The organism is Myxococcales bacterium, assembly GCA_016706225.1.
GTDB lineage: Bacteria > Myxococcota_A > Polyangia > Polyangiales > Polyangiaceae > JADJKB01.
This window is the reverse complement of the sequence record JADJKB010000013.1, coordinates 218295-231979: the sequence shown is the minus strand read 5'-3', so window position 1 is coordinate 231979 and position 13685 is coordinate 218295. Positions and strand designations below refer to the sequence as shown.

Below are 13685 nucleotides of genomic sequence, written 5' to 3'. Positions count from 1 at the left end.
ACGGCGCGGCGCCCGCCGTGGGCTGTCTGCTCGCGCTACGTCGCTCAGTCGGTGCCGGCGTCGCCGGCGTCCCCACCGTCGTCGCTCGCGTCCGCGCTCGCCTCGCTGCCCGCGTCGCCTGCGTCGCTCGCATCGGTGCCGGCCGCATCGGCGTCGCCGCCGCCGTCGTCACCCGCGTCGCCGCCGGCGTCGCTGCCGGCATCGCCACTTGCGTCGTCGCCACCGGCGTCGGTCGCGTCGGACCCCGAGTCCACCGCACCGCCGCAACCCCCGGGCTCTTTCACGTCCAGGGTGACCTCCGAGAAGAGCGTCGCCCCGGCCTCGACGTCGATCTGCGGCAGCCCTTGTTTGTCCCTGAGCTCGACGCGAAAGGTGTGCGAGCCAGGCCCGAGGGCGGAGAAGCTTGCCGCGAGGGTGGTCTGCGCGGCTTCCACGCGTAGCGCCTCGCCGTCACCGCTCGGGTCGACGCGCAGCAGCGCGGTCCCGCACTGCCGAGTGCCACCGCAGGTACCGGGAGGCCGCAGCGTGAAGCTCGACAGCCCAATCACGACCGCGATGGTCTGTTTCGGGTCGTGACCGAGCTCGACGCACGAGTCACCGCCGGGCTCCCAGCGAGGCCCGCCGACTCCTTCGACGGACACGAGGGAGAGGCCTGGCGGTGTCTTGGGTGCGGTCGAAGTGCTCGACTCGTCGTCGCCACAGGCGACCAGTGCGAGGCCGACCGAAACTGCCAGGCCGAGCCCGAGGGCAGCGGACGTCTTGATGCTCATGAGCTCTTCTTGGCCTCGGGGAGCGCTTTGAGCTCCTCCTCGTCGAGCAACGCGCGCTCGGTGTCGATCTTGAATCCCCGCACACTCTCCTCGAGCTCGTCAGCGAGCTTCTGGAGCGCGTCACCCTGAGCCACGGCGTTTTCGCTCGACGACAGCACCGCCGTGGCGATGCGCTGAACGGCGTCCATGTTGCGGGCGATCTCGTCGGAGGCAATGGCCTGCTCTTGGACGGCGGCGGCGGTGTCGTCCACCACGCTGATCAGCGTCTTCAGATCCGCGAGCGTGGTCTCCACCAGGCCCGTGCCCTCCTCCACCACGCGTGTGCCGTCCGACATCACGTTCACCGCCTCGGTGGTCTGATCGCGGATGGTCGCGATCAGATCCTCGATGTCGCGGGCGCTCTGTCCGGTGCGCTTGGCCAGCGAGCTGACCTCGTCGGCGACGACCGCAAACCCGCGACCGTGTTCCCCCGCGTGGGCCGCCTCGATGGCCGCGTTCAGCGCCAGCATCGTGGTCTGCTCGCTGATCTGGCGGATCACCTCGACGATGTTGCCAATTCGCTTGCCGCTCTCACCGAGGGTGCTGATGCGCTGAGCCGCCTCCTCGACGACGCGGCGGATCTGCTGCAGGCGCTGGATGGCGCGGGTGACGGCCTCGCCGCTCTGTTTCGCGGTGCGGGTCGCCTCGGCGGCGTTCTCTGCCACCTGCTGGATGGACGAGCTCAGCTCCGTCACGGCGGCCGTCGAGTTGGAGATCTTCCCGGCCTGCTCCTTGGCCCCGTCGAGCATCTGCTTGCTCACGCTGGAGATCTCACCGCTCGACGCATTCACCTGGAACGCCGTGCGCTGCACACTCGCCGCCAGGCTGTGGATCTTGGCGAACATGCGGTTGAGGTTGCCGGCCAGAACCCCGAGCTCATCGCTGGTCTCGACGTCGAGGCGCTTCGACAGATCCGCTCGACCGCGGGTCAGATCTTCCGTGGCTTCGATGTACCGGCGCAGCGGCCGGGTGATCTGGACCGCGAGCAGGTAACCCACCAGCAGCGCAACACCAAGCGCGATGGCGAACACCACGGCCATGTCGCCGACTGCGTCGCGGATCTTCGCCGCCTGGTGCTCCCGGGTGCGCACCATGTAGAGCGTGCCGATCTTGTTTCCGTCGGGGTCGCCGTTGCGCTCGTAGCCGCGGACGGGCTCACTCCACACGTCCCAGGTCTTGCCGTTGAACTCCAGGATCGGGACGTCTTCTTCGCCTTCCTTGGCGGTCTTGGGAGTCTTTACCGCCTCGGCGAGGCCTTCTTTTTCATCCTTGCCGAGGGCGCTCGCAACGACCTTGTCGCCGGCGACCAGCGCAAAGCGGTGTTGTTTTTCCGGCTTGTCACTGCCGCTGTTGGCGGCCACGTCCCCGAACCACGAGTCGAGCTGGGTGGCGATCAAGACCGTGCCCACGATGCGCTCCACAGGCGGAGCGCCCGGGGCCGGCGCATCGGTGCGGCGGATCGTTGCGCCGGAGACCCGATAGGCCTTGCCGTTGATCAGCGCGATCTTTCCCCGCACCGGCTTGCCGTCCCGAAGATCGGAGTAGAGCCGCATCGCGCGGTACTCGCTGCTCGGCAGGGTCTTGAGACCTGCGCCCTGGATCGTGGTCCCCGCGGCGTCGGAGATCACGATCAGATCTGGCGCGATGGTGCTCTGCAGGGGTTCGACCAGGCGCTTGGCCGCCTCGGTCGCGTCGCCGCCGTCGAGCGCCTGGGTCAAGGCCGGATCGCCGGCAATGATGCGGGCGATGGCGTAGTCGCCGGTGCCGAGGCTGGCGAGGCTCGACTTGTAGCGCTCGTAGTGTTTCTCGAGCACCGGTCCACCGCGCCCGCCGGTGCTGGTCACCGCGCGAAACGCCGCCCACGCTCCGAGAGCCAGCACGACCACCGAGACGGCGATGATCGTGCCGACGATCTTGCCCCGCACACTGAGCTTTGGCCCGCGCATCGGGCCGAGACGCTACCTCTCACTGGGTCGGCCTGTAAAATCCCTGCGCCTTCCAGGGCTAGACCCGGCGCCAAGCGCGGTTTTGTGCCCCCGTCGTCAGGAGGATCACGACCGCTGCGGCAAATCCGAGGGTTCCGAGCGCGGTCGGGTGGCCATCGAAGAAGCGGAGGCCGAGGCCCCCGACCAGCGAGGCCAAGGGGACCGCGACGCCGATGACCAGGGTGCGGGCGAAGGCCCGGCGTCGTTCCGGGATGGCCTCGTAGAGCAGATTGGCGACCGGGGTTCGCACCGCATTCCTGAGCTCACTCTCCACCCAGCGCGCCGACAGCGCGCCGACGACCGACGGCGGGCCGAAGCTGAGCCAGCTCTGCGCGGCCAGGTAGAGACCCGCCCAGCCTGCGTTCAAGAGCGGCAGCCCGCCGGCTCCCAGCACGCGTCCAACGACGAAAGCTTGCAGGACGAAGGCCAGCAGGTTCGCCGCACTGAAGTACATGCCGAGCACACGGTTCAGGTCCGCCTCACCGTAGGCCCGCTCCAAGATCGCACCGCTCTGGCTCACGAGGGCCAAGCGACCCAGGGCGAGGGCGATCGCACCGAGCACGATGGCCCGCAGCAGACGTGAGCCGCTCGCGTCGGTGGGTTCGACCGCGGACACGGGCCCCGCATCGGGCAAGACGACCCGGGAGCGCAACGAAAACACCAGCGCAATGGCGTAGAGGAGCGCTCCCAGCGCGAGCATCCAAGGGGCACCGACGACCGGGCCGCTGAACGCGATCACTGGGCCCGCAAACACACCGCCCAGCCGGCCGCCGGCCTGGACCACCGGTAACGCCCGAGCCGCGCTCGGCCCCGACAGCGCCGCCAGCGACAGCACTCCAAAGTGAATGGTCTTGACGCGTGCGATGACGCTGACCGCAACGTACGCGGTGTACAGCCCCGCTGCGCTCGAGAGCGCGACGGCCGAGCCGCCGAACACCAGCATGCCCAGGACGACGACCACGAGCATCGCCCGGCCTGGGGCTCTCCTGGACAGCCCGCGCTCGAGCAGGAGCGAGGCGACCACCTCGACCACGGCCCGGAGCGCCAGCGCCGTGGGCAATGCGGATGCGCCAATCCGCGCCAGAAACGCCGACAAAACTACCCCTTCTACCAGGATCTCGGCGCCGGTCGTGAGCATCAGGAGCGCGGACAGGCGTCGCACCGTCGGGACCGATTCGGGGTCGAGTCCGAACGCGGCGCGCAGGCTCATTCGGTCTCCGCGCGGGTGACCCTGCAGAGGTGCGCGACGAAGCGCCCGCGCACGGTGCGGGCGGGCTCCGTGGAGTTGCCGGGCGATTGAAAGTCGAGCTCACCCTCGACGACGCCCTGCATCGTGAGATCGATCTTCCGCAAGGTAATCCCGCCGCCCGGTGGCAGCTGATAGGCGCGGGAGCCGATGCGCACGCCGGGCAGCGAGCTCGATCGATCCGTCGGGCCAGCGTGAGGGTAGGTCTGCGCGCGAGGTGGTTCACCAGGCGGTGAGGTGATCACCACACTCACGAGTGCGCGACCGGGTGGGGGAGGGCGAAACGAGTCGCACGACGTGGCGTAGCCCGCGAGGCTCAGCCGGAGCTCGTGCCGGAGGCCTCGCAGCTCGACGTATTCGGCGAACGACGACTCGGGCCTGAGCTCCAGGCGCTCTTCGTCGGCGATGCCGACCTCGACGTGGAGGTTCGGCGCTTGCGGGCGACTGCAACCGATCGAGCTCAGCGCGCCCGCAACGAGCCACGCCCGACTCTGCTGGCTCAGGCTCACTGCCCCGCGCTCGCCGGCTCCCGCGCCTGATGCCCGAGGGGCCACGGCGCGCGCGAGAGCGCTCGCCCGGCGTGCGCGAGAGCGTTACGGACCTCGCTGACGCTGGGTCGTGCACGCGAGTCGTGTCGCAGGGAGGCAGCCAAGACCACGCTGACCTCGGAGAGGGACGGCAATTTCGACAGCGCCGCCAGCCGCTCGGGCCAGCCATCGTGGGCCAGGTGCAGAGCCAAGGAGGCGGTCTCGTCCTTGGCCTCGAACAGCGAGCGCCCCGCGAGCACCTCGAACGCCATACACGCAAAGGCGTAGACGTCCGCCGCCAGCGGCGTCGGGGTGTGGTCGTCCGGGACGATGCCGATCACCTCCGGGGAACAGTACTCGACCGTGCCGCAGCCCGGGCGCAGCTTGCGTCCGCTCAAACCAAAGTCCACGAGCACGGGCACGTCGCCGTCGCGCAAGATCACGTTCGACGGTTTCACGTCCAGGTGACCGACGCCGGCGCCGTGCATGGCGTCGAGGCCTGCCAGGATCCCGTCCAGGTACTGAAACGCACGCTCGACGGTCAGCGAACGACTGCGGATCAGTCGATCGAGTCCGACGCCCCGGATCAACTCCATCACCAAGATGGGCTTCGGCCGCGCGGCCATGTCGAAGGTCACGAAGCGCGCGATGTTCTCGTGCTGGGGCAACGACAAAAGTGCACCAGCCTCGTCGCGGAACATCTGCATGAACTCTTGCTCGGACAGGCTGCGTGCAGTGCTCGGATCGAAGTGCGGCACCTTCAGGGCAAAACTCTCGGCCTTGTTGTCGTGCCGCTCTTCCAGGCGGCGGGCGACGAACACCGAGCTGACGCCGCCGGCTCCGAGCGGACGCACGACGTAGAAAGCGCCCAGTGTGCGCCGGGGCAGGAGCCAGTCGGGCAGCTCCGCTCGGCGCCGACCGAGCGGAATGGCAACCACGTCGGTGGGGGCGAGCGCCGGCAGCTCCCGCACTCTCGTGAGCACGCCGGACACCGCGAGCGCGAGCGCCTTCGGGAGGTCACGCAACAGCTCGACCTCGGCCGCTGCCAGCTGGTCGGCGTTGGGTGGCACGGACGCGCTGATGGCGCGCTCGAGGAGCAGGGAGAGCGCCGGCACATCGGCGACGACCTCGGCGACATCGGGTTCCAGATCCAAGACTCGCCGCCGCGCGCCTGAAAGCAGCGTGCGCAGAGCGTCGAGCGCCGACTCGAGCTCGACGATGGTCGAGGTCCCGGCCCCCTGATCGATCACGTCAGGCAGCCCACGCGCCGCGACCACCGCCTCGAGTGAACGCGCCAGACTGAGCACGGTGCCACGCAGCGCTTCAGCGCGATGGGAGCCGCCGGCGGAGAGCCCCACACTCAGCCGAAGCACCCGGCGCGCGGCGGTTGCGATGCTCTCGTGGCTCGCCAGGCTGGCCGTCTCCGTGTCGAAGGTCCCGTCCGAGCGGGACGCTTGCGGCTCGGCGCCCTTGGGATCCAGGAAGCCCGCGTACGAGCGGAGCACCGCGCTCACGTCTTCGTTGGTCGAGGCCTCGCCCAGCGTGGCGATCGATTGACGATCGCCCAGCCGGTCGCCGATCAAGAGGAACACGTCGCTCGGTTCGGCGACGCCCTCCCGCACTGCCGCGTCACAGGCCCGGGCGAGCGTGGCGCAGACGATGCGGTGCACCGAGGCGTCCGGTCCGGCGGCGAGTCGGCGGATCAGGACGTCCAGGCTGCGACGCACGCGCACGCGCAGACGCAGCCCTGCGTCGTCGGTATCCCCGTGGGCGGTCTCGGCGTCGATCAGGTGGAGCAACGCACGCAGTCGGCGCTGATTTCCGAATGAGCCGAGGCGCGACCACGCGGCGTCGAGCTCTCTCTCCTCGGCGTCAAGCAGCCAGCTCCCGAGACGATCGTAGATGCGATCCATCTCGGGCAGACTCGCGTCGCTGTCGCCCGGACGCCTGCCGAGCAAGAGCAGATCCGAGAGCCGATTGGACTCCAGCGCGACACCGTCGAGGGCTGACAGGAGTGCCAGGGCTTCCGGCAGTGAGTTTTCGTCGTGGGCGTCGAGCTGGCAGAGCTGCCCGAGCGCCGCTTCGATGCTGCCCTGGGCCAGCGTCGCGTGATCGAAGGCGGCGCGAGCACCCTCGGTCTCGAAGGCCACCATCGCTCGGCGCAGCGCCTCACCGAGTCCCTCGGCCCCGCGATCGCGGTCGAGGGCGGCGAGCGTGCGCTCCGTCGTGCCACGCATTGCCGTTGTGTCCCCGTCGAGCTTGGAGACCAGCACGGCGCGCAGCATGTCGGCGGCGCGATCGCCGAAGTGGGACGGTCCCAGCTCGGTGAAGAGCTGCGCCACCGCCTCCGCCACGTCCGGGCGGCGCGACGCCGCGATCAGATCGAGCAGCTGCTCCGCTGCGTCCGGCTCCGTCTCGATGGCCGGGCCGAGGCCCCACACCATGGTAGCGGCGACGCCGGGATCTTTGCGCAAAACGTCGCTCTTCAACAGCCGCACACACGCCTTGAGACCACCGGTCGGATCGGCCGCGATCGTCGCGACGAGGGACACCGCCGCGCGCCGCCACTCGGTAGGCGACAGCTCCGGATCGAGCGCGAGATCGATCTGTTCCCGCAGCTGCTGGTCCACCGTGGCGAGTAGGCCGCGTGACACCGCCGCGTGTCGCCACACCAGCGGCTCGCGATCGGCGAGCAGTCGACGCCGCGCCGGCCGCACCAGCTCGCCGGCCAGGAGCTCGCGGGGCAGGGGATCACCCTGCTGGGAGCGCATCACGGCCTCGCGGGCCGCACGCTCCAGAATGCGCGCCGCCATGCGCCGCGCCGGCAACGCCCCGAACGAGGGGCGAACCACCCAGCGTTCGGCCATCTCGCGTCGGGTCGCGAGAGTGAGCGCGAGCGCGTCCGCGTCGACATCGGAGCCAATCGGCACGTCGATCAACAAACCGACCCGAGCTCGCATGGTGGCAGGCTCGAGGGCCTTGCCAGAGCCGAGGGCCATGCGCGTCGCGATGGCGGCAAAGGTGTTGGCCGTGCCTTCGTAGAGTCGCGTCAACACCCGCCGGCCGAACTCGCGGCGCTCGGCGCCGGGAGGCAAGGCCATCATGATCTCGTACAGCGCGACCGTGCCGGGTCCCGGAGCGATGAAGTCCAGATCGTCCGGGAGGCGCGCTTCGAGCGCGACCTGACATGCCCGGACCAACACGGCCGGATCGGCGCCGTCCAGCGGAGGCGGCCCCGTGACCCGCATGTTCTGCCCGAGGGCCGCCACCGCCTGGCGGAAGTTCGCCGCCCGATCGGATGGATCGGTCAGCCTGCCAAGCGCCAAGAGGGCGGAGGCTGGATTGATGCGGCCGCGCATCGGGGTGAGCGAGGATATCGCACGGGCTGCCCGGGGGAAAAAAGCCCGTACGAGAACCCCGGTTCACGCGCAGGGCTGGGTCCCAGCGTCCACGCCTACGGGGAGAAGTCGCGAAAATCCCGCGTCCTTTGCGCTGGCCCGGTCCTTGAAGAGGACGTCCGCGAGCCGGGAGCAAGGAATCATGAACAACAGCATCAAGCGTGGGGTTTCGAAGGTCGGGGCATTCGTCCTGGCGGCGGCGTTGATACCGGCCTGTGTGCTGCAGGAGAAGGACGACGTCTCGAAGTTTCAAGAGGCGATCCCCGAGGCCGACCACGTGAAGGTCTCGGGACCCGAGGACGCCCAAAAGAGCGGCGGGGCGTCGGGCCAGAGCATCCAGGCGGACGAGCCGTGGGCCAGCGGGCCGTGGGCCAAGTACTACGGTTTCACACGCCACGTTCGCAAGGGCGTCAACCAGGTCACCGCGGCCATCCTGGGCAGCGTCTGGATCATCGTTCACACCCAGCCCACCAGCGTCGACTCGAAGGAGGCCGTGTGGGGCCCGTGGACCGACTCCCTCGAGCCGGTGACGTATCGGTTCCGGGTCACGGAGGTCGGGGAAAAAGAGTACGAGTACCGGCTGGAAGGGCGGCCCAAGGCTTCGTCGAACGACGGCGAGTTCAAGAGTGTGCTCTTCGGGACCGGCTTCGGCAAAGGTCACGCGAGCCACGGCGACGGCACGTTCACGATCGATCTCGACGTGGCCTACGAGCTCGACCCGTTCAACCAGGACGGAGACTCGAGCGGCAAGATCAAGATCACGCATGATCTGCCGCCGGACATCACGACCAACCTGTTCTCCCAGCCGCGCAGCATCAAGGCCGAGGTGACGCCGAGCAACGACGACAGCTGGTACACGGTCGCGAGCGACAGCCTCGCGGACGGCACCGGCACGCTGAAGGTCGATGCCTACGCCGACGCAGACGACAGCAACGCCACGCAGAAAGAGGACATCTCGATCCTCAGCCAGTGGAACGGAACCGGCGCGGGTCGCGCGGACATCACGCTCTCGGGCGGCGACGTCCCGACCGATCCCGGTACGGTCAAGGCGGTCGAGTGTTGGGGCTCGGACTTTTATCGTGTGTATTACGAAGACAGCGTGAACTACCAGTCGAAGGAGGGTGAAGCCTCGCTCTGCGCGTTCGCCTCGGCGCCCGCGATCTGAGGCTGAGGTCGCGCGTTACTCGGGCGCTGGGCCCGTGCCGGAAGGTGCGGGCCTTTTGCCATTTCACAAGCTTGGCGAGCCCCACCTCTCCGCTGAGAGCGCCGGGCTGTCCTCGGGGGCAAACGCTTTCCGCAGACTTGACCCGCTTCGGTCCGTCCCCCGCTGGTCGGCGCGCCGGCGCCGTACTACGCATCCGGTCACATGCAAGACGACAGCGAAGAAGCGGCCCTCGAGCGCGCCCGTGAGCACTGCTTCATGTCCGGGGTGGGGGACGTGGGCGAGCAGCTGTGTGGGGCGAACATGCCGTTCGGCATCGCCAAGATCCAGCACGTGCAGCGGGAGCTCGGTCTGCCGATGGACGCTTCGTTCATCGGGGCGTCGGATGCCACCGTGACGCGAAACGTCGGCCGCTGGGCTCAGGGTTTCGGCTACGGCGGGCGGGTGCAGTGGACCGGAGACTTCTCGGTGCTCGACATCAAGAGCAACCACTGCGGCATGATCGCCGTCGAGCTTCACGATCCGCCGCCGCCGGCCGAGATTGAAGCGCGCGCGAAGAAACTGGCGGCGGAGCCGCTGGTGCTCGACGGCGTCGAGGTGGAGTTCGACCTGACCGAGGGCAATCACTTCCTCGACATCTGCGAGGTGCGCGAGCGCTACAGCGACGACGCGCCGAAGGCGGACAAACTCGCCATCATCCACTCGTCGGGCCACGAGACGCGCGAACGCTCCCCCAAGGGTCCGGGCATCTACTGGGACGCAAGTGAAGAGTTACGCAAGCTGATGGAGACCCGGGACACCCCGTGGGGGCCGCTCCACGTGCTGACCGGCGACAAGGCCAAGGAGTTCTATGCGGTCTACTCGTGGTGCCAGGAGTTCAGCCTGCGCCGCCGCGAGGCTCTGGCCCGCGCGCTCTTGGGGCCGCTCGACGTGATCGTGAACCGCACCCATCAGGGCCAGGTCGCGATGAACGACGCCATCCTCGGCTGTTACTACTTCGATGACGCGGATCTGGCGTCGGGTCAGCTGTTCCCGCTGACCTTGGGCCCCGATCTGCCCGCGTACCTGGTGAAACCGACCCCGAACTTCGATGCCGCCGCGCTAGACGAGACCGGCTTCCGTCCCCGGGCCGAGCGCTTCGGGCTGGTCGAGCGGCTCTCGAAGGCCAACCTGCTCCCGCACGGCGGCGGCTACAGCTTTGCGCAGTACGAACACGTGCGCGGCGTGGTCGAGATCGGCGACGTGCGCTCATTCGAGGTCGTCAAGCCCGATGGCACCGTCGATCGAATCAGCGACGTGCGCTCGACCGCTTACGGCTATCGCGGGGACGAGGTGCGGGCACGCATGTTGGCGCTGCGCCTGGGCACACCCGTCGTGAAGACCGAGATCACCTACATCTTGCGCGTGTGAGCGGCACGATTCGCGAGAGCGGTTAGCGGTCAGGCATCAGGCAGCGCGCTGATCGACCTTCCGCCAGCAAGCTCGAACGCCGGGCGGACGCTTCGATCGCGGGAGCGGCTCGGCGGAATCCTCCGCTACTACTACCGGTATGCGGCTTGATCTTGCGCGGACCAGCTTTTGGAGACTGCGGGCTACCCGGATCGGCGCGGCGAAGTTAGGCGCTCGGCGCGCATTCCGCTTCGGGTTCGGTGCGGGGCAGCGCGGTCAAGACCGAACCCGGCCCAACCCGGAAGCGGTGGCCCCGCCAGGTGACGGTCCGCCGGAACATGCCGATGGCCCAGACGGCGAGGACCAGCAGATCTTTGAGCGGGATCCACGCGACGTCGCTCGCATTCAGTCCAAGTCCGCGCAGCCGGCCAAGTAGCGAAGCGTCCGAAGCGCACTTCAGCGCGATGGCCGTGGCCGCCCAGAACGCCGCGACCGGGTCGCGAGTGGCCAGGCTGAGGACCAACGCCATGACCAGGAATGGCACCGGGTTCAGCAGCGGCGCACTCAGGTAGACGAGGGGAGAGATGCGCCGACGCATCTGACACCAGCGCAAATGCCGGGCCAGAAAATCGCCGACGCTGCGTTCGAAGCTCAGAGTGTGGATCACGTGGGAGGACAGCGCGACCCGCAGGCCGGCGGCGTCGAAACGCTTGCCCAAGAGGTAGTCTTCGGCCAACACGTCGGCGACGGACTCCCAACCACCGAGCATGAAGAAATCCGTGCGCCGGAACAGCATCGACTTGCCGATCACGCAGGGGTGCCCAACCAAGACGTCGGCGCCGCACACCGAGCTCGCGATGAAAGAGCCGAGGTGCAGGCTCTCGAGCAGAGACCCGAGGCTTCGCTCGCCGCTCCCGACGAGCACGCTGGACACCAGCCCGACGCCTGGTTCGCTCACCGCCGCCGCCAAGGCCCGCAGGTATCCGGGCGTGACGCGCACGTTCGAATCCGAGATGAGCCAGAGCTCGTGGCGCGCGCGCTTCGAGAGCGACGCGAGGTTTCTTACCTTGGGGTTTGCGCCGAAAGGCGGCGCCTCGGTGACGATCTGGATGGCTACCCGTGGAAACTCGCGCCGCAGCTGGCGGGCGATCGCGAGGGCGGGATCGAGCGGGTGGGCGACCCCGAGCACCAGCTCGAACACCGGATAGTCTTGGCGACACAGCGAGGCGAGGTTTTCGTAGAGTCCTTCGTCGAGCCCGCTCAGCGGTTTGAGCACGCTGATGGGTGGCAAATCGCCCGGGCCCGGACGCCGTCGGAGAACGCGTCGAACACAAGCGTGGGCCACGAACGACATCAGGAGGCCCGCGGCCGACAGTAGCCAGAGTATGTGGGCGAAGCTCGACATGCTCCCTTGCTTTCGTCTGCTCAGCGTTGCGCCAGCGGGCTTCGGCCCGGAACCAAGAGCTCATTCAGTGGTTCGCCCGAAGGGTCTTGGCTCCCTACTCCGCCGAGCAGTCGGAGGGTCGCCGTCAGATCGGCGAGATGCCGCGGCTTGTCTGGATTGACCGCTCCCCTCCGCGCGATGCCGTCGCCGGCTGCAACCAGCCAGACGCGCGCGGACTCCGGCGCGTCGCCGCCGTGGCCAACGAACGTGTTGCTGCGCCCGTGATCGGTCGTGACGACCAGGGTGACACGCCGCCCGTCGTGCTCCAGCGCTGATAGCTTCTCCCGCAGTTCTCCGATGATGTGGTCGGCGCGGGTCAACGCACGCAGGTAGCCGCGGTAATCGTCGTCGTGCGCATACTCGTCTGTCTCGCCAAGGCCTAGGAACAGGAAGCGAGCCCGGAATGTCTCCAGGTAGTGCAGCGCGATGGCCGCGGTCTCCAGATCACGGCGGAAGTCGCCGTGGCCCGGCTCCGGGCCCGCATGCTCGCCGGCGCTCAATAGGGCGCTCGAGAGTGTGTCGTAGCGCAATCGACCACGGGTCGCGCCGTGGGATCTCCCGACCGACAGCGTGAGCCTCGACGGATCGCGAGAGGCGGCTCTTTCGATGCCGTCCCACGCTGCTATGACGGCGACGTCGGTGGGCGACATGCCCTCGGCGAAGTCGTCGGCCAGCGTCGCGAGCTGGGTCGGCGCGCAGCCGTTCGTCGTACAACCCGTGGGACGCCGTCCCGTCATCATCTCGAGGTATCCTGGGATCGAGACGAAGCTCGGCCCGGTCGCCGAGATCGTTGCGCTTCCCCCGGTGCCGCCCAGCGCCACGCCCTCTTCCATCAGGGCGTGCAAGTTCGGCGTCAGAGTGTTCGCGTCGAACACCTCGGCTTCGGACATGCCGTGGGCCAACGCGAGCGTCCGGTCGACGCCGTCGAACACATCGGTCCAGCGGACGCCGTCTATCGCGACGACGACGAAGGTGTGCTCGGTATGGCTGGATTTCGGCCGCCCGCTCACCAGAGACCCTGGCGAAAGGGGGACACCATCGCGATCAGCTGCGGAGCAACTGGTCCACAACACAGCGGCGCCCAGCACCACGACGCGACCCAGCGTGCCGAAGCGCCAGGCGGCGCTTCCTCCCATGAGTTTGCTTCTGTTCATGGGAATACTCGTTTCTCACGCCCGAGTGTCGGGACGCGCTCGCGACGGTGAGCAGTAGGCAAACTCGCGGCAACGCCTGCGTGTCGTGCCCCGCGAGCTCACCGTCGGGTGACGATCTGTCGACAGCGTTCGCGCGCTCACGTGACGCGTCCCCACGTCCGCTCGGAGCAGGGTCCGGTCTACGCGCGGCGATCAGGCAGCCGGTGGCGCTTGATCCACGCGCGGGCGCCGCCGTAGCTGTGGGCGTCGGAGGAGCTCGGGTCGAGGATTATTCAGCGTTCCGACGGCTCTGAGCACGCCGACCTGGATCTCGAGCCGCCGCGCGGAAACGATTGGAGTGCCGTCGAGCTCGACTAAGAAGAGACGCTCGAGACGGCGCCCGTTTTCGACGCGTGACTCGGCCCGGACGATCTGAACCTCGAGTGCGTACAGCGCTCGGGTGATGTGGGCGAAGAAGCCCAAGCCTCGCGGCGTCTCGATCTCGAGCTGAGCGAGTGATCCAGCACTGGATTCCAAAAAACGGACGGTGGTGGTTCCCATGAAGAGCTACTGTGGGCTGTGCGCGTGAGCA

At 68.4% G+C, this 13685-nt stretch carries 10 protein-coding genes; 2 read left to right on the top strand and 8 right to left on the bottom strand.

Going from position 1 to position 13685, the window contains the following annotated elements:
* Positions 1-44: 44 nt before the first annotated feature.
* Genes IPI67_22085 through IPI67_22065 form a run of 5 tightly spaced genes read right to left on the bottom strand, consistent with a single transcriptional unit; the run spans position 45 to position 7926 of the window.
* Positions 45-770, bottom strand: a complete 726-nt coding sequence (locus IPI67_22085; GenBank protein MBK7582871.1) for a hypothetical protein — start codon at positions 768-770, stop codon at positions 45-47.
* Positions 767-2755, bottom strand: a complete 1989-nt coding sequence (locus tag IPI67_22080) for a HAMP domain-containing protein (GenBank protein MBK7582870.1) — start codon at positions 2753-2755, stop codon at positions 767-769. The genes IPI67_22085 and IPI67_22080 overlap by 4 nt, the downstream gene beginning before the upstream one ends.
* A 58-nt stretch (positions 2756-2813) precedes the next feature.
* Positions 2814-4004 carry a hypothetical protein gene (locus IPI67_22075; GenBank protein ID MBK7582869.1) on the bottom strand — a complete coding sequence of 397 codons (1191 nt, stop codon included), beginning with the start codon at positions 4002-4004 and terminating at the stop codon, positions 2814-2816.
* A complete protein-coding gene (locus IPI67_22070; protein MBK7582868.1) occupies positions 4001-4549 on the bottom strand; it encodes a hypothetical protein in 549 nt (182 codons plus the stop codon). The genes IPI67_22075 and IPI67_22070 overlap by 4 nt, the downstream gene beginning before the upstream one ends.
* Positions 4546-7926 (bottom strand): serine/threonine protein kinase, encoded by a 3381-nt coding sequence (locus IPI67_22065; GenBank protein MBK7582867.1) that lies wholly within the window; start codon positions 7924-7926, stop codon positions 4546-4548. Before IPI67_22065 ends, IPI67_22070 begins: the two co-directional genes overlap by 4 nt.
* 181 nt (positions 7927-8107) lie before the next feature.
* Between IPI67_22065 and IPI67_22060 the strand changes: the two genes are divergently transcribed.
* Positions 8108-9130, top strand: a complete 1023-nt coding sequence (locus IPI67_22060; protein ID MBK7582866.1) for a hypothetical protein — start codon at positions 8108-8110, stop codon at positions 9128-9130.
* A 201-nt stretch (positions 9131-9331) separates the two neighbouring features.
* On the top strand, positions 9332-10537 hold the full coding sequence (locus IPI67_22055) for a hypothetical protein (GenBank protein ID MBK7582865.1): 1206 nt from the start codon (positions 9332-9334) through the stop codon (positions 10535-10537).
* Between the two features lie 205 nt (positions 10538-10742).
* Here IPI67_22055 and IPI67_22050 read toward each other — a convergent pair whose 3' ends face one another.
* The 3 genes from IPI67_22050 to IPI67_22040 all read right to left on the bottom strand — a co-directional run bounded on the left by IPI67_22050 (position 10743) and on the right by IPI67_22040 (position 13654).
* On the bottom strand, positions 10743-11921 hold the full coding sequence (locus tag IPI67_22050) for a glycosyltransferase (protein MBK7582864.1): 1179 nt from the start codon (positions 11919-11921) through the stop codon (positions 10743-10745).
* Positions 11922-11941: 20 nt separating this feature from the next.
* Entirely contained in the window at positions 11942-13114 is a 1173-nt protein-coding gene (locus IPI67_22045) for a hypothetical protein (GenBank protein ID MBK7582863.1), read from the bottom strand.
* Positions 13115-13306: 192 nt separating this feature from the next.
* Positions 13307-13654, bottom strand: a complete 348-nt coding sequence (locus IPI67_22040; protein ID MBK7582862.1) for a hypothetical protein — start codon at positions 13652-13654, stop codon at positions 13307-13309.
* Positions 13655-13685: the final 31 nt, after the last annotated feature.

What these genes read in the sequence shown, in the direction of transcription:
- IPI67_22085 (MBK7582871.1), bottom strand. Translation starts at nt 770, where the DNA reads ATGAGCATCAAGACGTCCGCTGCCCTCGGGCTCGGCCTGGCAGTTTCG.
- IPI67_22080 (MBK7582870.1), bottom strand. Translation starts at nt 2,755, where the DNA reads ATGCGCGGGCCAAAGCTCAGTGTGCGGGGCAAGATCGTCGGCACGATC.
- IPI67_22075 (MBK7582869.1), bottom strand. Translation starts at nt 4,004, where the DNA reads ATGAGCCTGCGCGCCGCGTTCGGACTCGACCCCGAATCGGTCCCGACG.
- IPI67_22065 (MBK7582867.1), bottom strand. Translation starts at nt 7,926, where the DNA reads ATGCGCGGCCGCATCAATCCAGCCTCCGCCCTCTTGGCGCTTGGCAGG.
- IPI67_22060 (MBK7582866.1), top strand. Translation starts at nt 8,108, where the DNA reads ATGAACAACAGCATCAAGCGTGGGGTTTCGAAGGTCGGGGCATTCGTC.
- IPI67_22055 (MBK7582865.1), top strand. Translation starts at nt 9,332, where the DNA reads ATGCAAGACGACAGCGAAGAAGCGGCCCTCGAGCGCGCCCGTGAGCAC.
- IPI67_22050 (MBK7582864.1), bottom strand. Translation starts at nt 11,921, where the DNA reads ATGTCGAGCTTCGCCCACATACTCTGGCTACTGTCGGCCGCGGGCCTC.
- IPI67_22045 (MBK7582863.1), bottom strand. Translation starts at nt 13,114, where the DNA reads ATGAACAGAAGCAAACTCATGGGAGGAAGCGCCGCCTGGCGCTTCGGC.
- IPI67_22040 (MBK7582862.1), bottom strand. Translation starts at nt 13,654, where the DNA reads ATGGGAACCACCACCGTCCGTTTTTTGGAATCCAGTGCTGGATCACTC.